This window comes from Pseudomonas sp. FP2338, from assembly GCF_030687515.1.
GTDB classification, from domain to species: Bacteria; Pseudomonadota; Gammaproteobacteria; order Pseudomonadales; family Pseudomonadaceae; genus Aquipseudomonas; species Aquipseudomonas salomonii.
This window is the reverse complement of sequence record NZ_CP117436.1, coordinates 3,356,840-3,379,707: the sequence shown is the minus strand read 5'-3', so window position 1 is coordinate 3,379,707 and position 22,868 is coordinate 3,356,840. Positions and strand designations below refer to the sequence as shown.

The following is a 22,868-nucleotide window of genomic DNA, read 5'->3' as shown; positions in this document are numbered from 1 at the left end:
TGAAAGCTGGCTTGTGTGGGAGCTGGCTTGCCTGCGATAGCATCACCGCGGTGCAACTGATACACCGAGGTGTCGGTATCGCAGGCAAGCCAGCTCCCACAGGCGTCTAGATCAGGGCCAGCGCCTGGGCCAGGTCGGCTCTCAAATCTTCCACATCCTCAACCCCCACCGACAACCGCACCAACCCATCGCCAATCCCCAACTGCGCCCGCGTCGCCGCCGGAATGCTCGCATGGGTCATGATGGCCGGGTGTTCGATCAGGCTTTCCACGCCGCCGAGGCTTTCGGCCAGGGCGAAAATCTTCACGTTTTCCAGAAAACGTGTGGCACCCGCCAGATCACTGTTCAAATCCACCGAAATCATCCCGCCAAACCCGCGCATCTGCTGGCGCGCCAGTGCGTGCTGCGGGTGCGAGGCCAGGCCTGGGTAGTACACCCGTGAGACCTGCGGCTGCTGTTCCAGCCAGGTGGCCAGGTCCAGGGCGTTGCTGCAATGGCGCTCCATACGCAGTGCCAGGGTTTTTACCCCGCGCAGGGTCAGGAAGGCGTCGAACGGGCCAGCAATTGCGCCGACCGAGTTTTGCAAAAAGCCCAGGCGCTCGGCGAGGTCCGGGTTGTGGCCTACGATGGCGATGCCGCCGATCACGTCGGAGTGGCCGTTGAGGTATTTGGTGGTGGAGTGCACCACGATGTCGAAGCCCAACTCCAGTGGGCGCTGGATCCATGGGCTGGCGAAGGTGTTGTCGGCCACGCAGATGATGCCGCGATCGCGGCAGAGGCGCGCAATGGCGCTGAGGTCGGTGAGGCTCAGCAGCGGGTTGCTCGGGGTCTCGACCCAGACCATGCGCGTGTCTCTCTGCAGCGAGGCTTCAAAGGCCGACAGGTCGCTGAGGTCGACAAAGCTGAAACGGTGCCCGGCACTGCGTTGGCGCACCTTGTCGAACAGGCGGAAGGTGCCGCCATACAGATCGTTGCCGGAGACAATATGCGCGCCGGCATCCAGCAGTTCCAGCACAGTGGAAATCGCCGCCAGCCCGGAAGCAAATGCAAACGCCGCGCTGCCGCCCTCCAGGTCGGCGACGCAGCGCTCCAGGGCAAACCGCGTGGGGTTGTGGGAGCGCCCGTAATCAAAACCCTTGTGCACGCCGGGGCTGTCTTGCAAGTAGGTGGAGTTGGCGTAGATCGGTGGCATCAGCGCGCCCGTGGTCGGGTCGGGGGATTGCCCGGCGTGGATCACACGGGTGGCAAACGCGCTTTTATCGGGCAGGCTCATGCAAGGGATCTCCGTAGGTGGTTAAGCAGGTCGACACGGGTGATCAGGCCATGGAAGCCGGATGTGTCGGCAATAATGGCGACCAGGCCGCGATCCAGTTCCGCCTGCAGTTCGGCCAGGCTGGCGCTGGGGGCCAGGGTTTGCAAGGTTTTGCTCATGGCGTCTGCCACCACCATGGAAAAATGTGTGGCGTCCTGATGCAGGCCCAGCAGGATGTCGGATTCGTCGATGACGCCGACCAATTCACGCCCATCCACCAGCACCGGCAGTTGCGAGACATCCGCCAGGCGCATGCGCTGGAAGGCGGTGAGCAAGCTGTCGTCGGGGCTGACGCTGATCACTCGGCCGTCTTCAAAGCGCCGCGCGATCAGGTCGCGCAGGTCGCCGTAGTGTTTGTATTGCAACAGGCCTGCGTCGTTCATCCATTGGTCGTTGTAGACCTTGGACAAGTAGCGCGTACCGGTGTCGCAGACGAAGGTGACCACGCGCTTGGGCTCGGTTTGTTCGCGGCAATAACGCAGTGCGGCGGCAAGCAGGGTGCCGGTGGATGAACCGCCGAGGATGCCTTCGGCCTTGAGCAACTGGCGGGCGTGGTCAAAGCTTTCTTCATCGCTGATGGAGTAGGCATGGCGCACGCTGGAGAGGTCGGCAATCGAGGGGATAAAGTCTTCGCCGATGCCTTCCACGGCCCAGGAGCCGGGCGTTTCCATTTTGCCGCTGCGGCTGTATTCGGCCATCACCGAGCCCACCGGGTCGGCCAGCACCATTTCCAGCTCGGGCTGCACGCGTTTGAAGAAGCGCGTAAGCCCGGTGAGGGTGCCGGCCGAACCGACACCGACCACAATCGCGTCCAGATCATGCTGGGTTTGCGCCCATATTTCCGGGGCGGTGCTGGTTTCGTGGGCCAGCGGGTTGGCGGGGTTGTTGAACTGGTCGGCGAAGAATGAACCGGGAATGTCCTTGGCCAGGCGCGCGGCCACGTCCTGGTAATACTCGGGGTGGCCCTTGCCCACGTCGGAGCGCGTGATGTGTACTTCGGCGCCCATGGCCTTGAGGTGCAAGACCTTTTCAGTCGACATCTTGTCGGGCACCACCAGCACCACACGGTAGCCTTTGGCCCGGCCGACCAGCGCCAGGCCCAGGCCGGTGTTGCCGGCGGTGGCTTCGATGATGGTGCCGCCTGGTTGCAGGCGGCCGTCGCGTTCGGCGGCGTCGATCATCGCCAGGCCGATGCGGTCCTTGATCGAACCTCCGGGGTTCTGTGATTCAAGTTTGAGAAACAGCGTGCAAGGGCCAGTATCGAAACGGCTGACCTTGACCAGGGGCGTGTTGCCGATCAGTTCGAGCACGGCGGGGCGTGGGAGGCTGGGCATGAATTCACCTTGGTTGCGAGCAGACAGAGGTGGAGCAGCAAAGTAAACGCGTGCCTTGGAACATAGGCCGGGATCGCGCCGGTCGCAACCGGGCGGTCCGTTGGATGTCTTTTTTTGGCGCATGAACCCGACAGGGCGTTTACAGCAGCTCGCCCAACGCTTGCTTTACGCGCGCACTGGCAGCTTGCATCGGCGCGCGCAGTTCGCCGCCGATCAAGCCTTGCAACGCCAGCGCAGCCTTCACCGGCGCCGGGTTGGGCTCCATAAACAGAGTATTGATCAGCGGCAACAGCGTGAAAAACGTCGCCCTGGCCTCGGCCAGCTGGTGATCGCGCACTTGCTGGCACAGCGCCACAAAGGCCTCGGTGCGCACATGCGCCGAGGCCGCAATCGCGCCACTGGCACCCAGGCACAGCGCGTTGAAGATCTGGATGTCTTCGCCGCACAACACATCCACGTCACCACTGGCCAGCAACGCCAAGGTGTTGGCCAGGTTGCCGCCGCAATCTTTGATCGCAGCGATTCGCGGGTGTTTGACGATGCTTAACAGCGTGGCCTGCTCAAAGGTTACGCCGGTGCGGTAGGGAATGTCGTAGAGGACAATCGGCACGCTTGACGCATCCGCCACCGTGCGAAAAAACGCCTCAAGGCCAGCCTGGGAAGGGCGGATATAGCTGGGCGCGGGCACCAGCAGACCGGCGACCGGGCGCTGGAGAATTTCGCTTTGAAAGTGCAGCAGTTCAATCTGGTTGCTGCCCGCCAGGCCCATCACCACCCGTTGTGCGGGCACCCATTGCAGTACGGCATCGAGCACGGCGAGCTGTTCCTGGCGGCTCAACGCCGCGGCTTCGCCCGTGGTGGTGCAGACCATGATCCCGGCCACGTGTTTTTCCAGCAGGTGGCTGACCAGCCGGTGCAGGCCGATAAAGTCGATGGCGCCATCCTGAAACGGCGTGACCACGGGAACCCAGATACCTTGAAACGATGACATGCACTTTCTCCTGATGGTTGACCGCTAAAGTCACCGTCAGAAGGCCAGAGGGGATTGTGCAGAAGGAGGTGTGGTCCGTCGCGCTCAATGTCCTGTCAGCTCATCTGACGGGACAGCGCGCCCCGGTCACATGAGCGACTGTTTCTTCGATTTGAGGGCGTGCGCCACGCAACCTTGCGCCTTGGCAATCAAGCCAATGACGCAAAGGTTAACGAAAGACGCTGCTGACATGCGCTGGCACACCCTGAATAAGATCTGCATCTTCAGGGGATGTGACTGAATATGTCAACTCCGCCGAAGGTGCTCTTAGTTAAGCGACTCGGTCAACTGTGGGAGCGGGCTTGCTCGCGGATGCGGTGTATCAGTGACCGTTAAATTGACTGACCCACCGCTTTCGCGAGCAAGCCCGCTCCCACATTAGGCCTGTGTTGCGTTCAACGCCCAGCTACCGCAGCTTCGATAGCGGCCACGTCAATCTTGGTCATGGTCATCATCGCATCGAACGCACGCTTGGCGATGCCCAGGTCGGCGTGAGTCACCGCCTCAGACAAAACGCGCGGGGTGATCTGCCAGGACACGCCCCACTTGTCCTTGCACCAGCCGCAGGCGCTGGCCTGACCGCCGTTGTCGATAATGGCGTTCCAATAGCGGTCGGTTTCCGCCTGGTCGTCCGTGGCCACTTGGAACGAAAACGCCTCGCTGTGCGGGAACGCCGGGCCACCATTCAGGCCCAGGCAGGGAATGCCCAGCACGGTGAACTCAACGGTCAACACATCGCCTTGCTTGCCCGCCGAAAAGTCGCCGGGGGCGTGATGCACGGCCTTCACAATGCTGTCCGGGAAGGTCTTTTCGTAGAAAGTGGCGGCTTCCAGAGCGGTGCCGTTGTACCAGAGGCAGAGGGTGTTTTTGTTCATCTCGAGTCTCCACGGGGTGGTCGGGTGTAGAGAGTCTAGACGACAGTCGATCAAGGCTTATCGGGTGTCAGCTGTTGTGCTATCGCGGCTTTGTCGATGACTGACCAGACCTGCGCAATTTTGCCGTCGCGGCACTCGTAGAACACGTTTTCATCGAAGGTCACGGTCCTGCCATTGATCGGCAGCCCGAAGAATTCACCTCTGGGGCTCACGGTGAAATTCAACCGGCTGGCGACGGTAGGTGGGTCGGCTACCAGCAGTTGGATGCGAAATACCAGGTCGGGGATCTCACGAAAGTCGCGTTCCAGCATCGCGCGGTAGCCTGCCAGGCCGACAGCGGTGGCGTTGTAGGTCACCTGCGGGTGGACGAAGTGGCCCAGGTGCTCCCAGTCCTGACGGTTGAGGCAGTCGATGTAGCCTTGGTAAAAGTCGGCGAGCTGGGTTCGGGTCATGCTGCGTTCTCCTGGTTCAAAAGCGCTCGTCAAGGATGGCTGGCAAGGTGATGTCCTTGACGAAACTGGCCGAAGACAAACTCAAGGCCATCCGCACCACCTGCACCACATCGTGCACGGGAATCGAGTGGCCTTCATCGCGTTGCGCGGCCTGGGCGCGAGGTGTGCTCAGCGGGTCTTCGGTGTTCAGGTAGCCAAGGTTCAGGCATGTCACCGCCAGGCGCTGGTGTCGGTAGCCTTCGCGCAAGGCATCGGCGATTCCGCGCAGGGCGAATTTGGAGGCACCGAAGGCGACTTCCGGCCGACCACTTTGCGGCAGGCCGGAGGTGGAACCGGTGAGGATAATCCTCGGGTTGGCGCTCTTGAGTAGCACCGGCAGCAGGCGTTTGATCAGCAGGATGGTTGAAGTGATGTTGCAACTGACAATGGCTTCCAGCTGGTCGTCGCTGTCGGCGGTGAACAGGTAGGCCGGGTCGAAGGCTAACGCTTCCCAGATGCCGAGGTTGTAGATCAGCGTGTCCAGCCCTTGCTCTGCTACTGCGTCGGCAATGACCTGCGCAGCCTTGGCAGGCTCGGCCAGGTTGGCCTCGACCCAGTGCAGGTGCACACCGGCAAGCGGCGCGAGGGTTTCAGGACGGCTGCGGGACACACCGATCAGCGTGTCACCAGGCTCGCCAAGGCCTTCGATCAAGGCTTTACCAAGGCCTTTGCTTGCACCGACTATCAGGGTTTTCATCGACTTCTTCCTTGTCTGTGGTGTGATAATTAAGCCCTGCGCGCCATCAACAACACCGTCGCTGCCGCCGACAACAACCCGGCGCAGCAGCGATTGAAAAGGCGCTTGCCGCTGGGTTCAGCAAACCAGCGGCGCATGTGCAGGCCCATGTACGCGTAGGCGCTGATGGCGACCCATTCCAAGCCCAGGAACATCGCACCCAGCAGTGCGAATTGTGGGGTGATCGGTTGGCCTGGCACCACAAATTGCGGGAGGAACGCGGTGAAGATCAGGACGGCTTTCGGGTTGCCGGCCGCCACCAGAAACTCCTGACGCGCCAAGGCCCACAATCCCACCTGGTGCGTCGCTGATTCAGCTTCTTGCTCTGGGTTAGCCCGCCACAGCTGAAACGCCAGATAAAACAGATACGCCGCACCGAGAATCTTGATCCCGTAGAACAGCAGCTCCGAGGTTTGCAGCACCACCGCCAAGCCGGCAGAGGCGAGGGCGATCATGCCGGCAAAGGCCAGCAAACGGCCAATACCGGCAAGGCAAGACGTGCGATAGCCATAGCGCGTGGAGTTACTCACGGACAGCAGGTTATTGGGGCCTGGCGCCATGTTCAGGGCGAAGCAGGCGGGGACGAAGAGGGCGAGGGTGGCGAGGTCCATGGCGGCTCTGGGTTGGGGCGGATGGGAGCGCTGAGGATAAATGCAGTTGAGGCGCTTGAGCAATTAACACGTGAACCCCAACGTGCGTGGGGCACAATCACGAACGCTGCCCGTGAGGTCAAGCTTATCTTGGCTTACCAAGACACCTAGCCTGTCCCGCGCTTTACTTGAGCCGCCGTGCAAAATAACCTGCGCCCTGCAGGCATCGCTCTGGTTCATCAAAAACCGCGTTTTTCAGGGAGAAAATCAGTTGGTTACCACGAACATTGTTCACACGTTGGGTGTACCGACAGCGCTTGATTACTACGACCGCAGGTCGGTCGTGTTGCCCGCTGATATCACTGCACTGGAGGCGTGGAACATCATGACCGCCGAACCTGGGATGTTCATGCGGTTGGCCTTCCGAATCCGCGACCGGATTTCTTCGATGTTCGGTGTGAAACGCATCGGTGGGTTCTCGGGCTCACCGCGAAACACCGTGCAGGCGGGCGAGCGGCTGGATTTTTTCCTGGTAGAGCACAGCGCCCCGGACGTGTTGGTGCTGACCGAGCGCGACCGGCATCTGGATGTGATGATTTGTCTATCGATCAGTGAGCGGGTGTTTACGATTACCTCATCAGTCCTTACCCATAACACCTTTGGGCGTCTGTATATGTTGCCGGTGGGGCCGGCGCACAAGCTGATCGTCAACAGCAAACTGAGGCGACTCAAAAGCACGCTGGGGGGATAGAAGCGGTTGCGGTCTGACAGCGGTGGGCTCATTTGCTCTTTGCAGTCATCAGGTAATACACGACCATAGCGTTGGCATGGACATGGCCCATCCTGCATTCAGTTTTAAGCTGAAGGTTGGTAGGTGAGGCTAAAACATAGTGATCACTCTTAACGCTTTGTCGTCGGGACGGTATTCAAGTCCAACAAGTGTACGTGCAGGACTGGACGAGCCAGTGCGTGGCGTTTCTATGATTAAATTAAATTTTCTGGTGTTGTGCTCTTCAATATAGCTTAGATTATAAATGTAGCTTGATTCTATCTTGGCCCTGATAAGCGCGATCAAGTCTTTTTGTGTTGTTTGTGTTAGCCCGCTTTTAATTAGCTTTCCAGCGCTTAGTAGGTATTCGTATTTTCTATCTTCTAAAATAATTTCTAAGTTTGAAAGTTCTTGTACGTTTTCGGCAATTGCGTTAAGAGAGAAATGGGTGTCTGTTTCATGTTTTGTTAATGGCCTGCGCTCTATTTTGTAGCTGAGAAATTGAATGAAGTTAAGGCTTTTTAGGCTTTTTATACAGTACCCTTCTTTTTCAAAGTCGTAACTGGTGATGTTCACGTTCTCGTCGTTTGGTCGGTCATCCTCATGCGCTAAAATTATTGTCTTTTCACGCTTTATGCCCACGTGCACTAGGGTTGTGGAAAGGTATGTTTTCGCGGGGGAGTCATAGGTTGTGGGGATGAATCCTATGTAGGAGGCGGTTGTTTTAAGCCCTTCGTTTATTCTGTTGAGTGCCGCGTCCGTGAGATTGTTCAGATAAATGCAAAATATGTCGGAGCTGTAGCGGTACACATATTTTCTTGCTGCTTTTGTATGATTTTTTATGATTTCAAATACAAGGTTTTGCTGTTGGTTGCTAGCAATTAAATCTCCGGCGAGGATGCTTTGAGTGCTTTTAGGTTCGAGTAAAGGTAGCAAGGAGGACATGATCACTTGACCATAACTGCTGGCTTGAATCACCCGTGTGTCAAAAAGAAAGGCTGCCTCATTATTTTCAATGGAAGGGACGAGTGCGGTTTTAAGCTGCTGATAATTGACGCCGCTTTGTGCTAAAGCTTCTACGGTGCGTCGAAACATAGCCTGTATTTGGGGCCTCATTAGCTGTTGAGAAATTTCAAAGTGCTCGGTGATTACCTCAAGGAAAACGTTATTCCTAGCGTCTAGTGTAAAAATAGTTTCCATGTTTCAACCCATCCATGTTTTGTCAATCTTTAAGGGCGCTGGGAGCCAGTACTTCACACGCCGCGTAACTCACTGATGAAACCTCCTCCCCAACGCATCCAGCCGTACCGCAATCGGCGGCAACTGCTCACTGCTGCGCGCCAGGGTTTCCACATCGTCAGCGGTGCTTTGCGCAATGTTCTGCACGGACTGCAGGCGCCCGACAATCTCCAGGTTGGCCGAGGTCTGTTCGCGGGTGGTCGTCACGATTCGTCCGTTCAGCTCGTCGATATGCGCGATGTCGGCGCCTACGGCCTGCAACATTTCCACCGCCAGTTGGCTGTCCTGCACACAGCGCGTCACGCCGGCCTGACTGTCGTGCATCGCCTCGACGGCCTGGCGGCTGCCGTGTTGCAGGCCCTCAATGATCTGTTTGATTTCCTGAGTGGAGACGGCGGTGCGTTGCGCCAGGCTGCGGACTTCGTCGGCGACCACCGCAAACCCTCGGCCTTGCTCGCCGGCGCGGGCCGCTTCAATGGCGGCGTTGAGCGCCAGCAGGTTGGTCTGGTTGGCGATGCTGCTGATCACTTCAAGCACCGAGCCAATCTGTTCGGCCTGGGTGGCCAGGCCCTGTACGGTTTCGTTGGTGCCGTCGATACGTGAGGCCAGCTGGGTGATTTCATGTTGAGCTCGGCCGACGCTTTGCTGGCCGCGCACGATCTGTTCGCGGGCTTGACCTGCGTGCTCCACCGCGTGTTCGACGTGTTGGGTGATGTGGGCGGTGGCGTCTTCCATGCGCTGCATGGAGCCGGTCATTTGGTTGATTTCCGCCAACTGATGGCGCGCGCCGGTTTCCAGGGTGCCGCTGGCGCTGGCCAACGCCTGGCCGAGTTGGCCGAGACCGTGGGAGTCGCGGGTCACGCCATCGATCAGGTGGGTGATCTGCTGCAGGAAGTGGTCGAAACGCTTGGCCAGGGACACATGCGCCTTGCCTTCACCCTGGGCGGTTTCAACGGTGAGCTGGGAGGTCACGGCGAGCATTTTTTCCAGCATTTCCTGGCTTTCGACAGCCTCGGCCTGGCTATGAATGGCGAGGTAGAGCAGGGCGACCGTCTCCATCACTACGTAAAAGGCGTGTACGAACACCATGTCCCAGCCGCCATGATGGTCCATCACAAACACCGGGAAACCCTGGTGCTGTAACGCGTGAAACACCACGTGGTGGACGGCGATGGTCACTGCGGCCACCAGGATCGGCAGCCAGTCGCGGTAAAACGTCAGCACCGCCAGCAGCGCGAAGATCCCGAAGTGCGATTCGATCAAGCCCTCGGACTGGTTGATCTGCAGCGCGGCCATGACCATCAGGCCGGCGCCCAGCAAACAGCGCATCAATCGGGTGCCACCGAGGGCGCGATAGAGCAGCGTAAGCACCACGCTGGCGCCGCCGCCGACGATCACGGCTTGCAGCCAGGTGTCGTGCCAGAAGGCCAGACCCAGGGAGAATAGAAACATCAGCCAGATCAACGCCAGCATGATGCGGTCGGCTTTGCGGTAGTGCTCCAGGAAGCGTGCGCGTGCGGGCATTCACTCTTACTCCATGTGGTCGAGCCAGGAACAAAGCATGCGGCGTGCCACGATGGGCCGCCGGTAAAAAGCAAAGCAGGTATCAGGTTTTTTTGCCGGATCAGCTGTAACAAATCGTTATCGGCAGTGAATAGGAAGACTTAAGAACGGTCGCCCGAGCGGGCGACCGAAAATACAAACAGGATCAGAAGCTATATTTGGCGGTCACCATCATATTGCGCGGGGCGCCGTAGGAATCACCGCCGTAGCTCACGGAGTTGGAGATGGACTTGTAATACGTGCGATCAAAGATGTTGTTGGCATTGAGCTGCAGGTCCAGATGCTGGTTGACCTTGTAGCCGGCCATCAGGTCGGTCACGGCATAGGCGCCCTGCTTGAGGCGGTAGGTGCTGCCGTCGGCGACTTGGAAGTCGTTATACAGGCGGCTCTGCCAGGAGATGTTGCCGCCCACACGGAGCTTTTCCAGAGCGCCCTGGAAGTGGTAGTTGGTGGTCAGTTTGAACAAGTGTTCCGGGACGTCGGTGTCGAACTGTTTGTTAACCTTTTGCGGGTTGGCGTCATCCTTGATGGTGTGGGTGCGCGCATAGGTGTAGCCGCCGCCAACCTGCCAATTGGGGGTCAATGCGCCCTGCAGCTCCATGTCGATACCCTGGCTGCGAATCTCGCCTGAGGCTACCGCGCAGGATGCCTGCGGGCAGTTCGGCACCACCACCGCCACGGCACGGTTTTCCTGGTCTACACGAAACAGTGCGACGCTCGCATTCAGTGCGCCGCCCAGGTATTCGCCCTTGATACCGACCTCATAGTTCTTGCCGACAATCGGTTTGAGCGGTGTGCCGGTGCTGTCCTTGTCACTCTGCGGGGTAAAGATGTCGCTGTAGCTGACATACACCGAGTGGTGGTCGTCCAGGTCGTAGATAAGTCCGGCGTAGCGGGTGAGGTTGCGCGTTACATGGTAATCGCCATCGTTGCTGCCATGGGCATCGTAGTCATACCAGTCCAGACGGGCGCCGAGGATCAGCTTCAATGGGTCGGCCAGGCTCAGACGTGTGGTGAGGTAGACACCGTCCTGAGTGGTGACGTCGCGGTCGTTGGTGGTGTGGACGAAGTCCGGTTTGCCCGCCGTCAGCGGCCAGTTCAAGTTGTACGGGCTGTAGTTGTGGGTGGTCATGTCATAGAGGCGGCGGCTGGCGCCGACCACCAATTCATGGGTACGCCCGAAGGCCTGGAAGGGGCCGCTGGCGAAGGCGTCGACGCCGGCCTGGTTTTCATCGTAAGAGGCCTGGTAAACCGTGCGCGCCAGGGTGTTGTTGACCCAGCGCGACTGGTAGGAGCCCGAAAACAACGCGTCCTGCGCAGCGTAGTTGGCGTTGATCTGCAGTTTCCAGTCGTTGGCCAGGCGCTGACGCAGTTCGGCAAACACCGTGTTGATTTCCTGGTCCTTGTTCTCCCAAGTAGTCCCTGGGTTGTAGGAGCGCGGCAGGTTCAAGTGATGACCGTCCTGGCCGACCATCGAAGATCCCCAGAAGTAATTGGTCTTGTCCTTCTGGTTCGAGAAACCGAGGGTGAGGGTGGTGTCTTCGCTGAGGTCTGCCTCGGTGACGGCATAGAACAAGCCATGGTCTTCCTTGGCTTTATCGATAAACCCATTGGCGTCACGGTAAGAGGTCACAACCCGGCCGCGCCAAGTGCCGCTGTCATTGAGTGGGCTGGAGGCATCCAGTTCGCCACGGTAGTCGTCCCAGGTGCCGGCGGCGCCGGTGAGGGTGACTTTCTGCTCGTCCAGTGGTCGCTTGCGTATCAGGTTGATGGCCGCCGAAGGGTTGCCGGCGCCGGTCACCAAACCGGTGGCACCGCGCACGATCTCGACGCGGTCGAACATTGCCAGGTTCGGCTGGGCGCCGACTGAAACGCCGTTATAGCCGGTGGGGATGCCGTCATACATAAGGTTGTCGATGTCGAAACCACGTGAGGTATAGGCTTCTCGGCCAGGTCCACTGGAGAAATTCAGGAACAGACCTGGCGTGGCTTTTACCACGTCGTTGATGCTGGTCATCGCCTGGTCGTCCATCCGCTGACGGGTAATGACCGTGACCGCTTGCGGGGTTTCACGCAGGGTAAGCGGCAGTTTGGTCGCGGTTGCCATCGAGCCGGTGGTGTAGGACTGGCTGCCTTCGGTCGTCGCACCGAGGACTTGCTCAGTGTTGATCTGCGTCGCACCCAGCTCAACCACCTCTGGCGGCTGTTGCGCGTCGGCGGCGAAGGCCGCAGGTGAGGTGGCAAGACAAACCGCCAACGCCATCAAACTGGGTGTAAAAGCTTTGCCGCCATGAAGTTGCACAGACATGAAACGGAGTCTCCCCTGAACGCCGTCCCTAGCGAATAATAATTCTGTTGATAATTATTCGCATTAGTGTGGCAGATCGGGCCGAAGCAAAAAAGCCTTTGGGGAGACATAGTTAACAAAAATTTCACATTTTCCAGGGTGGCATATGGCTAGAACCGTCACAGCTGGTCGGCGTCTATGACGGCCTTGGCAAACGCCGCCGGCGCTTCTTGCGGCAGGTTATGGCCGATGCCGCCGCTGACCAGACGGAACTGGTACTTGCCGGTAAAACGTTTGGCGTAGTCCTCCGGTAGCGGGTGCGGCGCACCATTGGCGTCGCCTTCAAGGGTGATGGTGGGCACGCCAATGCTCGGCGACTGCGCCAGTGTTTGCTGCAGAGCAGCGTATTGCGCTTCGCCCTGCACCAGGCCGAGGCGCCAGCGGTAGTTGAATACCGTGATGGCCACGTGATCGGGGTTGTCCAGGCCTTTGGCGCTGCGCTCGAAGGTGGCGTCGTCAAAGGCCCACTTCGGTGAGGCGGTCTGCCAGATCAGCTTGGCAAAGTCGTGGGTATTTTTATGGTAACCGGCGGCGCCGCGTTCGGTGGCGAAGTAGAACTGGTACCACCACTGCAATTCCGCTTTGGGTGGCAACGGGTTTTTGCCGGCGGCCTGGTTACCGATCAGGTAGCCACTGACGGACACCAACGCCTTCACGCGTTCGGGCCACAGCGCCGAAACAATATCCGCCGAACGTGCCCCCCAGTCATAACCGCCCAGCACCGCTTGCTGGATCTTCAGCGCGTCCATGAAGTCGATCACATCCTGGGCCAACGCTGCCGGTTCACCGTTGCGAAGGGTCTTATCCGACAGAAAACGCGTGTCGCCATACCCACGCGCATACGGGATCAACACGCGATAGCCCTTGGCGGCCAACAGCGGCGCGACGTTGGCGTAGCTGTCGATATCGTAGGGCCAGCCATGCAGCAGAATCACCACTTGGCCATTGGCCGGGCCGACCTCGGCGTAGGCCACCTCCAGCAGGCCGGCCTTGACGTGCTTGAGCGTGCCGAAACCGGCTTGGTGCTGCGCTGCCGCGGGTTGCGGCTCGGGCATCTCGGCATGGGCCATGCCCACGGCAGCGAAGGGCAACAGGGCAAAGGCCAGGAACAGTGGGTGGCGTTTCAACTGAGCGTGCATGGCGAGCCTCCTTGGGCTTGATGTGTGCCGGGTGCTCAGTTGAACGTTGCGCTGTATCAGCTGTGTTTCAGGAAACGCTATGGGTTAAACGTTGTGTATCGCGACGCCTCCTGTACACAGAGTGATACAAACATGCGGTTTAGAAATCCATGCTGAGCCCCAGTGTGGCTTGGCGACCGTTGAGCGCGTTGCTGTCCAGGTTACGGTTGTAGCCCAGTTGGCTGTACAGGCTGATACCTTTGGCAATGGTCAGGTTGGCGCCGAGGTTGAGGTCCAGCGTGGTCGACTTTTGCTCAGTGTCGATGTCGGTAGCTTCATCGAAGCGCACCGTGTTGGTGCCGGCTCGGGCATGCCAGATGTTGGCGCGCATATACGGCTGCAGCGGCATGCCACGCAGCTCATAACTGCCGCGCAGGCGGGCACCGAGACGGCTGGTGACGTGGGTATCGGCGTCGTAGGCGACGGCGGAGATCCGGTCGTGCTGGCTGTCCAGTCGGGTGCGGTCGACGATGAGCTGGGCTTGTGGCTCCAGTTCCCAGTGTGCGCTCACGGTAAACGGCCAGCCCACTTCGGCGGACGCCAATGCATTGCTGCCTTTGGTTGTCATCTTGATGCCGCGGTCGGACTCGTTGTTGCCGGTGAAGCGGGTGCCCATTACCACCAGGTCCAGATAGGCGCGGTTGGCGCCGATCAGTGTCCAGTAGACGCCCAGGCTGTCGCCGCGCAAGGTGAGGCTGCCCGCGTGCTTGTTCTGGAAACCCGCGTTGAACCCCTTGACGTCGCCTTGCAAGCGGCTGTGGCCGACAAAAAAGCCGAATCGGTGAGTCTTGCCGTTGTCCGTGGTGGTGGCGTACAGGTCGCTGCCCACCTGGAACGCCGACACTGAGCTGTCCAGCGTCGGGCTGACCGTGCCGGCAAAGCTCTGGCGACTGTTGCCGCCGAACACGCGGGCCCAGCCGGTTGGAAACACTCCGGTCGGTTGCTGCCGACCCTGATCGCCCTGGCGTTCATGGTAGGTGCCCAGCATGCCTTGGACGATGTGTTCGGCGGCCTCAAAGAGCACCGAGTAAACCGGCACTTCAGCGCGGTAGAGGGGGATGGCGGCGCTGCCCGAGCTGGGTGGCAGTGCCGGTGTGCCAGGCGCAGGGGCGGGTGCCGCTATCACCGCACCGGGTGCGGGGAGGGCAGGCACAGTGGAGCGCAGGTAATAATTTTGCTCAGTACCGGCAGTCACGCCGCCTTTAAACAAGTGATAGTCAAACGCACCGGCAGACACGGGGCTTGCCAGCGAGAAGGCACCGACGCTGCTGGTGGCGCCCTGGGTTGCCTGCACCACCGCAATGCCGTCCTGTACGGTCAATGCCCCTGCACCGCCCAGGTTGGTAATGCTGATCGCCGTGGTGCCTTGCAGGGTGCCGTGGCTGACCACCAGTTTGTCGCTGGCTGAGTTATCCGCGCCCAGCACCGTTTGCAGTGCAAGTCGGCCACCCGTGCCCAGGTAATTGCCGTTGACCGTCAAACTGTCGGCGGCGCTGGAACTGTCGCTGGTCATGTCGATCAGGCCGGCGTTGTTCAAGCTCGCCAATTGCCCGGCCGTGAAGGGTGAGAGGGTGCCGGTGGTAACGCTCAATCGGCTCGTTGCATCGATGCTCATCGCGCCAGTCCCGGTATCACTGCCTCCCAACACGAATACGCCGCCCAGTGTCAGGGCTGAGCCATTGACTAAAAACACCCGTTCCCAGCCGGTATAGCGGTTCGGGGCACTGGTTTGTGTGGCGTCAAAGGTCAGTGTGTCGTTACCCAGGCCGCCGTCGAGTTGGGGGTTGGAGGCCAGCAAGGTCTCGCTGAGGTTTTTCAGCAGAGCAGCATCATCATCGGCACCCATGAGGATTGCCCCATTGATGATTCCCCCGTCGATCCAGATGAACTGATCGGCGCCGAAGCTGGTGAGGATTTGGCCGTTGACCCTGCCACCACTGACCCGAATCAGATCCACGCCGGCGCTGGTGCTGATGTTGCCGCCGATGATGCTGGTACCCGACACCAGAACGGTGTCCCTGCCAAGCCCTGTGACCAGGTTGTTGACGATGGTCCCGCCGCGCATATCGAAGACGTTGTTATCCAGTTTCATATCGACCCGGCCGATGGTGCCGCCGGTCATCAGCGCTTGATCGCCGTCTTCAAACGCGCCGATGATGGTGCCACCACGCATGTCGAATATGTCAGGGCCGTCACCTTGGGCCAGAGACTCGACAGTGCCACCGTGCATCACAAAACTGTCGATGCCCCCGCCCTGAATGATCGCCCCGGCCTGCCCGCCGCTAATCTGTACCAGGTCCGCGCCATCCCTTTGGGTGACGGCCCCGACGGTGCCCAACGTCAGGCGAAAGATGTTCGCGCCGTCGCCCTGGTCCAACGCCCCATTGATTGCCGCGGTCGCACCGTTGATGGCTACCAGGTCGTTGCCGGCACCGAAGGTGACAGTGCCGTTGACAGTGCCGCTGCCGCTGATGTTCAGCGTGTTGCTGCCGGCGGTGTCGGTAAAGCCCGGTGCGGTGCCGCTGTCGCAGGTCGAGGTGTCATTACCGGCGGTGGTGTTGATCGTGCAGGCGCCTGGCGACGGCAGTGGCCAAGCCGCCATCAACGTGATAGCCAAATACGTGAGAGAAACTGGCAGTGTGCGCATGACTGCTCCTTGTCCGAAGGTAGTTCCTGCACCTGGACAATCAGGTGCAGTTCTAGCCATGGCAAGGAAGTGCGCGATACGGAGCAGGGACTACAGGTTACCTGTTCGGCGAAAACACCGGCGAATGCAAGGGGTTGGCATGGCTTTCTCGACTGCACGTCAACCCGTGCAGGACTTTTTGCACCCTAGTCGCACATTGCGCCGGCCGCTACTGTGAGAATTAACAGGTACAGACGAGCGCTGCCCTAGGCAAACACGATCTCATAGGGCTCACGCATCCGCTCCAGCAATTCCTGGGCAAGCATCGGCGCCAGGCCGATCTCCGGGTCGCCGACCAATTGGCTGGCATACGCGTGGGTGGCGTGAAGTTTGCGCGCAACGCTCCAACTGTCCAGGCGCACTTTGCGCGCGCGTTGCCAGGGGATCACCGAGCCTTCGCGCAGCGGCCAGTGCCAGGCCCATACCGGCAGCTCATACAGGCGCGCGCCAGTGAGCATGCAAGCTTTGGCGCTGGCGCGGCCGACGGCGTCATGGTCGTCATTGCCGTCGTGGCGCCAGGTGGTAAACACCACGTCACCCGGTTGCAGGTAGCGCGCAATGAACTGGCTCATGGGCTGCTCGCGGGCGGCGAGGGCGTTGTCACAAAAACCGCCGCGAATCCACTTCAGGCTGTGCAGCGGCATGCCCAGGCGCCGCAACGCCTCGGCGCTTTCCTGCGGCCGGATCACACTCAGGCGGCTTGCCGGCCAGGCGTTTGAGCCTGGGTGGCTGGCGCTGCCGTCGGTGATCGAGATCAACTGCAGCGGGTGGTTGAGGGTGCTGAGCAGTTGCAATAAACCGCCACACGCCAACACCTCGTCGCCGGGATGAGGCGCGATGACCACCACGCGCGCACCGCGTGGCACCAGGGAGGAGGGCTTGATAAAGGGGATGTGCGCCAACTGCGGCGCACTGTTCCAGATTTGCGCAGGGCCGCGACGGCCCTCGCTCAATGAGGCAGATTTCATGGGTGTCACGTCCTTGTCGAATGATGCCGGGTCGTACCCCGTTGACGGGACGACGCTCTTGTACTCAGCACAGGCTCCGCTGCGATGAACTGCGGCCATCCAACCCTGGATGACCAGCAAGGCGATTTCAGCATAGTCAAGGATTCGGCGTTTTTACATCTTGCACGGCCGAAATTTTCAGGTGGCCTGCATCAGGCTCTTCAGGTAATCACCAAAACCGCCCTGTGCACGGCAGTCCAGGCGCGCGCTGGTAATCACCTGCGGTGTGTGGCTCCAGGCGATTGAGGCGCCGCAGCGTTCCAGGTTGCGCACCAGTTGCACATCCTCGTGGCAGGCCAGCGGCTCGAAACCACCGGATTGCACATAGGCAGCGGCACTCACGCCCAGGTTGGCACCGTGAATATGCCGATGGCCGTCGCGGGCCTCGTAGGCCTGGGTGTAGCGGATCTGCGCGGCTGCATCGAAGCCTTCGCTCCAGGCATCCACCGTTACCGTGCCGCACACGGCATCGGCGCCCAAAGCCAGTTGCGCCACCAACCAGTCGGGGGCGACACGGCTGTCGGCGTCGGTGCACGAAATCCAGCGCGCACCCTGGTTCAACAAGTGCCGCGCACCCACTCCGCGCACATGCCCGACGTTACGTGCTTGTACCTGCAAACACTGCACCGGATACGCCTGGGCAATCGCCGCGCTGCCATCACTACAACTGTCGAGCACGGCCAGGATCTGCACAGGTTCGCCGAGCAAGCCCGGGTGGCTGGCGGCAATCATTGCGGCTTTGAGGCAGTCGCCCAACAGCGCTTCTTCGTTATGCACCGGGATCAGAATGCCGATCATCGCAAGCCCTCATGGGTGGCGACCGAGGTGCCGTCACGGCTCCACAGGTCGAGTAGAAAGTCACTGTCGTGATGCTGGACGAGGTGGGCCATGCCCAGGCGTTGCGCGAGCATTTCGTGCACCTGTTCAGCCGTCTGCGGGCAGCCATCAATGCGCGGGCGCCAGTGGCAGGCGAGCAGTTGGCCGTTGTCGGTCAGTGCCTTGAGGGTGCAGTTGATCAGGCGCTGTAAATCGTCGGCATCGAGGTAGTAGCAAAGCTCGCTCAACACGATCAGTTCGAACTGGCCGGGCGGCCATTCCTGGGGCAGGCGGCTTTGCCGGACTTGGGCATGGGGAAACGCCATCAAGCGGGTTTGCGCCAGCGCCACGGCCGCGGCGGCCGTGTCGCAACACACCAGGCGGTCGCAGCGCGCTGCCAACTCGGCACTCAGCTCACCGTTGGCGCAGCCGGGTTCAAAGATCGACGTGTAATGGGGGCGGGTCAGCACGGCCAGGGTCATTGCGCGCTTGCGCTGTTCGTACCAGCGCTGGCGAAAGGCCCATGGGTCGTCATTGCCGGCGAACAACTGATCAAAATACGGCGTGGCCACGCTCATACAAACACCACTTCAAAAGGTTGCAGCAAACGCTCCACCACATAGGGTGCCAGCACCGGTGCCAGGCCCACCTGCGGGTCGCCTTCCAACTGGCTGGCAAAGGCATGAATGGCGTGACGTTTACGCGCCACCGCTTCAGGTGTCAGTGCGATCTTGCGCGCACGGTGCCACGGCACCTGGCTGTCTTCGGGCGTTGCCCAATGCCAGGTCCACACGGGCAGCTCGTAAAGGGTGGCACCGACCGCCTGCGCCGCCTTGGCGCTGGCGCGGCCAACGGCTTCATGGTCGCAGTGCCCGTCTTCGCGCCAGGTGGTGAACACCACGTCGGTGGGCTTGAGATAACGCTCTATGAATGCGCTCAACTCATCTTCACGGGCCGCGACCTGGCTGTCGGCAAAACCTGCGCGCAGCCACTGCAAACTGTGCAATGGCAGGCCGAGACGGTGCAGAGCCTGGGCCGATTCCTGCGGGCGCACCACGCTCAAACGCTTGACCGGCCAGCGCTTGGAACCTGGGTGACTGGCGCTGCCATCGGTGACGGAAATCAGCTGGATCGGCCGAGCCAGCAGGGCCAGGCCTTGCAACAGGCCTCCACAGCCCAACACTTCGTCATCCGGGTGCGGGGCAATGATGACGGCGCGGTGCCCCGCCGGCACCAACTGCTCGACACTGATCTGCGGCAACTGGGCAATCAGGGCGCAACCTTGCCACTGATGCAATGGCGTGCCCTGGCCAACGATGGGGTTGGGTTTCATAACAGCCACCTCCCTGTGGGTTCGTCCGCCACCAGCTTTCCCAACGCCGCCAGGTCGCGCTCGGCGTGGCTTTGGCGTACATACACGGGTAAGTCCGCCATCAACTGGGCGAAGTGCGGATCTTTGCAATAAGGCCCGGCACCCACCGCGCGACCGACATGGTGCATGACCTGTTCGACGGTATCCTCGATGCACGCCCGTGCCTGTTGGGCCAACTGCTGCGCATCGGCGCGAGGGTCGCGGTCGATCTGCTCAGCGGCGTCGCGCAGTACACAGGCGGCGCTGTTGAGCACGCTGTCGACCGCGCCCAAATGCGCTAGCGCATGGGGTTCAGGACGTTGGCTGCAATGTGCACGCAGCACTTCGGCCAGGCGTTGTGCACCGCCATACCAGCAGGCGGCGATACCGACGCCGCCGTGCCAGAAGCCCGGCCGTGACAAGTAATCGCCCGGCTCGCCAACCGCGATGCCGCGGGCTTCCTCGAAGAGGATTTCGACACTGCCGGTGGCCGCCATGCCCACGGCTTTCCAGCCTTCGTGGGTGACGGTGACAGCGGGCTGATCCATCTCTACCGCGACCAACTGCTGGCGGTCGTCTTCGTCCCAAGCCGTCAGTAAGCCATGGCTGACCACCGCTGCGCCGGAGCACCAGGCTTTGCGCCCATCGACGATCAGGCGCTGGCCATCACGGCGCACACGCACCTTGGCCGTCGGCGGTTCGGCGGCCCACATGCCCCAAACGCTGCCCAAGGGCGGCAAGGGGCTGTCGAGCTCGGCGATGATCGCCAGGGCATCAGTGTGGCCTTCGAACAGCTTGCACAGGCGCAGGTCATGACCTGCCACCTGTGCCAGCCGGCTGAAGCGCTCGAGCGTCTGGCCGCTGCCGGGCAATGGCAGTTGGTCCAGGCCTTCTTCCTGAAGCGCCTTCAGTGCAACGCCCAGCGCCTGAGTATCGGCGTAGCTGCGGTTGCCTTGAAGGAATCCATGCAGGGCCATGTCACACCTCATCGTCTCGTTGCAGTTCGAACAGCAGCAGGGAACGGCCCGTCACCGCGTATTCGTGCTCGAAATCAAAACGTTCCTGCCCGCGCACTGCCGGGGCATTGGTGTCGAGCATACAGGTCCAGAATTCACCCTGGGGCACCGGCGGCAGGCGGAAATTCACCATGTCGTGGTGGGCGTTGACCACCAGCAACAGGGTCGCGTCACCGCCTGGGCGACGAATCCCGGTTTCCTGGGCGCGGCCGTCCATCAGCATGCCCAGGCAGCGGCCATGGCTGTCTTCCCACTGTTCGGTGCTCATCTCGTTGCCATCCGGCGCCAGCCAGGTGACGTCTTTTACGCCGAGATCTTCGTTGTAGTCGCCCACCAGGAAGCGCCCACGGCGCAGGATCGGGTAGGCCAGGCGCAACTTGATCAGGCGTTTGACGAACTTGAGCAGTGCCTTGCCGTCGTCGTCCAGGTCCCAGTTGACCCAGCCGATCTCGCTGTCCTGGCAATAGGCATTGTTGTTGCCGTGCTGGGTACGCGCGAACTCGTCACCGGCCACGATCATCGGCGTGCCTTGGGCCAGCAGCAGCGTGGCGAAGAAATTGCGCATCTGGCGCAGGCGCAGGGCGTTGATTTCCGGGTCTTCGGTGGGGCCTTCGACGCCGTGGTTCCAGGACAGGTTGTTGTTGCTGCCGTCCTGGTTGTTCTCGTCGTTGGCCTCGTTGTGCTTGTCGTTGTACGACACCAGGTCGTGCAGGGTGAAACCATCGTGGGCGGTGATGAAGTTCACCGAGCTGTAGGGTCTGCGCCCCCGGTGGTTGAACATCTCGCCCGAGGCGGTCATACGCCCGGCAAAGTCCGCCAACTGGCCGTCATCGCCTTTCCAGAACGCACGCACGGTGTCGCGGAAGCGGTCGTTCCATTCCACCCAACCCGGTGGGAAGTTGCCCACTTGATAGCCGCCGGGGCCGCAGTCCCAGGGCTCGGCGATCATTTTCAGCTGGCGCAGCACCGGGTCCTGACGGCAGGCCACGAGGAAGCTGTGACGCTCGTCGAAACCGTCGCGGTAGCGCCCCAGAATGGTCGCCAGGTCAAAGCGGAAACCGTCCACGTGCATCTCGGTAGCCCAGTAACGCAGGGAGTCGGTGACCATTTGCAGCACGCAGGGATGGCTCAAGTCCAGAGTATTGCCGGTGCCGGAATCGTTGATGTAGAAGCGTTTGTCGTCGGGCATCAGCCGATAGTACGAGGCGTTGTCGATGCCGCGCATCGACAGGGTAGGGCCGCGCTCGTTGCCCTCGGCGGTGTGGTTGTAGACCACGTCGAGGATCACTTCGAGCTTCTGTTCATGCAGGTGCGCGACCATCTCCTTGAACTCGGCGATCTTGCCGCTGGCCAGGTAGCGCGGGTCGGGTGCAAAAAAGGCGATGCTGTTGTAGCCCCAATAGTTGGTCATGCCTTTTTGCAGCAGGTGCTGGTCGTTGACGAAGGCATGCACCGGCAGCAGCTCAACGGATGACACGCCGAGCTGGCGAATATGCTTGAGCACGTCATCTTCCATCAGCCCGGCACAGGTGCCGCGCACCGACTCGCCCACCGACGGGTGACGCATGCTGATGCCACGCAGGTGAGTTTCGTAGATGATCGTGCGGTCCCATGGCACCCGCACCGGCTGGTCGTTGCCCCAGGTGTGCGCCGGGTCGATGACCTTACACTTGGGCACGAAGGGCGCGCTGTCGCGTTCGTCGAAACTGAGGTCGTCGTCCGGGTGGCCGATGGTGTAGCCAAACAGCGCCTCGGACCATTTGAGTTCACCCACCAGCTGTTTGGCATAGGGGTCGATCAGCAATTTGTTGTGGTTGAAGCGGTGGCCATTGGCCGGGTCATACGCACCGTACACGCGGTAGCCGTAAATCAGCCCTGGGTGGGCGTCGGGCAGGTAACCGTGGAAGGTTTCGTCGGTGTATTCGGGCAGTTCGATACGTTCAAGCTCAACCTCGCCGGTGTCATCGAACAGGCACAGCTCAACCTTGGTGGCATTGGCTGAGAACAGCGCAAAGTTGACGCCCAGGCCATCCCAAGTGGCGCCTAAAGGGAAGGGCAAACCTTCACGAATCCGCGACGGCTCGTTTTCCGGCGTGGCTGAGTTGTTATCGGGTTTGCTCATTAAATTGCTCCTGCAAGGGTCTTTTTTCGGGCCGAGCGCTACCGTGCCGACGGTTGCTCAGCTGACGCACTGAAAAGTAAAAAGGGCCTCCTGCCGAGGGTGTCGGCAGGAGGCGCGTGGGCTGTTAAGGTTTCGGTTTTTTCGGCGCCGCAGGCTTTTTGGCCGCTGGCGGTGCGGGCTTGCTGGCTGCCGGGGCCGGCGGCTTGGCTTTTGGCGCAGGCTTGGGTGCGGTCTTGGGCTTGGCCCCAGCCTTGGGTTTGCTCGGGGTCAGCGCTTCGGCTTCGGCCAACTTGCGCGCCATCTCCCAGTGGCGTGCATCTTCACCGTGGGGCTTGCCTTCGGACTCCCAGATCTGATGCGCCAACTCGCGTATGCGTTTGTCTTCAGTACTCATCGCAATACTCCT

20 protein-coding genes are annotated in these 22,868 nt (G+C 60.7%); 1 reads left to right on the top strand and 19 read right to left on the bottom strand.

Features of this window, described 5'->3' with window-relative positions:
• Positions 1-106 precede the first annotated feature (106 nt).
• The 7 genes from PSH96_RS15250 to PSH96_RS15220 form a co-directional block, all read right to left on the bottom strand.
• On the bottom strand, positions 107-1,273 hold the full coding sequence (locus tag PSH96_RS15250) for a cystathionine gamma-synthase (RefSeq protein WP_305453684.1): 1,167 nt from the start codon (positions 1,271-1,273) through the stop codon (positions 107-109).
• A complete protein-coding gene (locus tag PSH96_RS15245) occupies positions 1,270-2,646 on the bottom strand; it encodes a cystathionine beta-synthase (protein WP_305453683.1) in 1,377 nt (458 codons plus the stop codon). Before PSH96_RS15245 ends, PSH96_RS15250 begins: the two co-directional genes overlap by 4 nt.
• A gap of 139 nt (positions 2,647-2,785) precedes the next feature.
• Positions 2,786-3,637 (bottom strand): 4-hydroxy-tetrahydrodipicolinate synthase, encoded by an 852-nt coding sequence (dapA, locus tag PSH96_RS15240; protein ID WP_305453682.1) that lies wholly within the window; start codon positions 3,635-3,637, stop codon positions 2,786-2,788.
• 434 nt (positions 3,638-4,071) lie between these two features.
• A complete protein-coding gene (locus tag PSH96_RS15235; protein WP_305453681.1) occupies positions 4,072-4,551 on the bottom strand; it encodes a VOC family protein in 480 nt (159 codons plus the stop codon).
• 50 nt (positions 4,552-4,601) lie between these two features.
• Complete coding sequence (locus PSH96_RS15230) at positions 4,602-5,003, bottom strand: ester cyclase (RefSeq protein WP_305453680.1); 402 nt, start codon at positions 5,001-5,003, stop codon at positions 4,602-4,604.
• A 16-nt stretch (positions 5,004-5,019) separates the two neighbouring features.
• Entirely contained in the window at positions 5,020-5,739 is a 720-nt protein-coding gene (locus tag PSH96_RS15225) for an SDR family oxidoreductase (RefSeq protein WP_305453679.1), read from the bottom strand.
• A gap of 29 nt (positions 5,740-5,768) precedes the next feature.
• Positions 5,769-6,389 carry a LysE family translocator gene (locus tag PSH96_RS15220; RefSeq protein ID WP_305453678.1) on the bottom strand — a complete coding sequence of 207 codons (621 nt, stop codon included), beginning with the start codon at positions 6,387-6,389 and terminating at the stop codon, positions 5,769-5,771.
• Positions 6,390-6,639: 250 nt separating this feature from the next.
• Here PSH96_RS15220 and PSH96_RS15215 point away from each other — a divergent pair, with 250 nt between their 5' ends.
• Positions 6,640-7,119, top strand: coding sequence for a DUF2867 domain-containing protein (locus tag PSH96_RS15215; protein ID WP_305460078.1), 480 nt, complete (start codon positions 6,640-6,642; stop codon positions 7,117-7,119).
• Positions 7,120-7,248: 129 nt separating this feature from the next.
• Here PSH96_RS15215 and PSH96_RS15210 read toward each other — a convergent pair whose 3' ends face one another.
• From PSH96_RS15210 to PSH96_RS15155, 12 genes are all read right to left on the bottom strand, one after another.
• The gene (locus tag PSH96_RS15210) at positions 7,249-8,337 is read right to left on the bottom strand and encodes a hypothetical protein (RefSeq protein ID WP_305453677.1); all 1,089 of its coding nucleotides are present in this window, start codon (positions 8,335-8,337) and stop codon (positions 7,249-7,251) included.
• A gap of 69 nt (positions 8,338-8,406) precedes the next feature.
• Positions 8,407-9,111 (bottom strand): methyl-accepting chemotaxis protein, encoded by a 705-nt coding sequence (locus tag PSH96_RS29600; RefSeq protein WP_370694366.1) that lies wholly within the window; start codon positions 9,109-9,111, stop codon positions 8,407-8,409.
• Positions 9,112-10,084: 973 nt separating this feature from the next.
• Positions 10,085-12,247 carry a TonB-dependent siderophore receptor gene (locus tag PSH96_RS15200; RefSeq protein ID WP_305453675.1) on the bottom strand — a complete coding sequence of 721 codons (2,163 nt, stop codon included), beginning with the start codon at positions 12,245-12,247 and terminating at the stop codon, positions 10,085-10,087.
• Positions 12,248-12,405: 158 nt separating this feature from the next.
• The gene (locus PSH96_RS15195; RefSeq protein ID WP_305453674.1) at positions 12,406-13,425 is read right to left on the bottom strand and encodes an alpha/beta fold hydrolase; all 1,020 of its coding nucleotides are present in this window, start codon (positions 13,423-13,425) and stop codon (positions 12,406-12,408) included.
• A 139-nt stretch (positions 13,426-13,564) separates the two neighbouring features.
• Entirely contained in the window at positions 13,565-16,111 is a 2,547-nt protein-coding gene (locus tag PSH96_RS15190; protein WP_305453673.1) for an autotransporter outer membrane beta-barrel domain-containing protein, read from the bottom strand.
• Positions 16,112-16,356: 245 nt separating this feature from the next.
• Positions 16,357-17,118, bottom strand: coding sequence for a PIG-L deacetylase family protein (locus PSH96_RS15185; protein ID WP_305453672.1), 762 nt, complete (start codon positions 17,116-17,118; stop codon positions 16,357-16,359).
• Between the two features lie 177 nt (positions 17,119-17,295).
• Positions 17,296-17,955 (bottom strand): glycosyltransferase family 2 protein, encoded by a 660-nt coding sequence (locus PSH96_RS15180; RefSeq protein WP_305453671.1) that lies wholly within the window; start codon positions 17,953-17,955, stop codon positions 17,296-17,298.
• Complete coding sequence (locus PSH96_RS15175) at positions 17,952-18,551, bottom strand: SAM-dependent methyltransferase (RefSeq protein WP_305453669.1); 600 nt, start codon at positions 18,549-18,551, stop codon at positions 17,952-17,954. Before PSH96_RS15175 ends, PSH96_RS15180 begins: the two co-directional genes overlap by 4 nt.
• Positions 18,548-19,306 (bottom strand): PIG-L deacetylase family protein, encoded by a 759-nt coding sequence (locus PSH96_RS15170; RefSeq protein WP_305453668.1) that lies wholly within the window; start codon positions 19,304-19,306, stop codon positions 18,548-18,550. The genes PSH96_RS15175 and PSH96_RS15170 overlap by 4 nt, the downstream gene beginning before the upstream one ends.
• A complete protein-coding gene (locus PSH96_RS15165) occupies positions 19,303-20,301 on the bottom strand; it encodes an acyl-CoA dehydrogenase family protein (protein ID WP_305453667.1) in 999 nt (332 codons plus the stop codon). Before PSH96_RS15165 ends, PSH96_RS15170 begins: the two co-directional genes overlap by 4 nt.
• Before the next feature lies 1 nt (position 20,302).
• On the bottom strand, positions 20,303-22,462 hold the full coding sequence (gene glgX / locus PSH96_RS15160; RefSeq protein ID WP_099489000.1) for a glycogen debranching protein GlgX: 2,160 nt from the start codon (positions 22,460-22,462) through the stop codon (positions 20,303-20,305).
• Between the two features lie 124 nt (positions 22,463-22,586).
• Complete coding sequence (locus PSH96_RS15155; RefSeq protein ID WP_305453666.1) at positions 22,587-22,856, bottom strand: DUF2934 domain-containing protein; 270 nt, start codon at positions 22,854-22,856, stop codon at positions 22,587-22,589.
• Between the last annotated feature and the right edge of the window lie 12 nt (positions 22,857-22,868).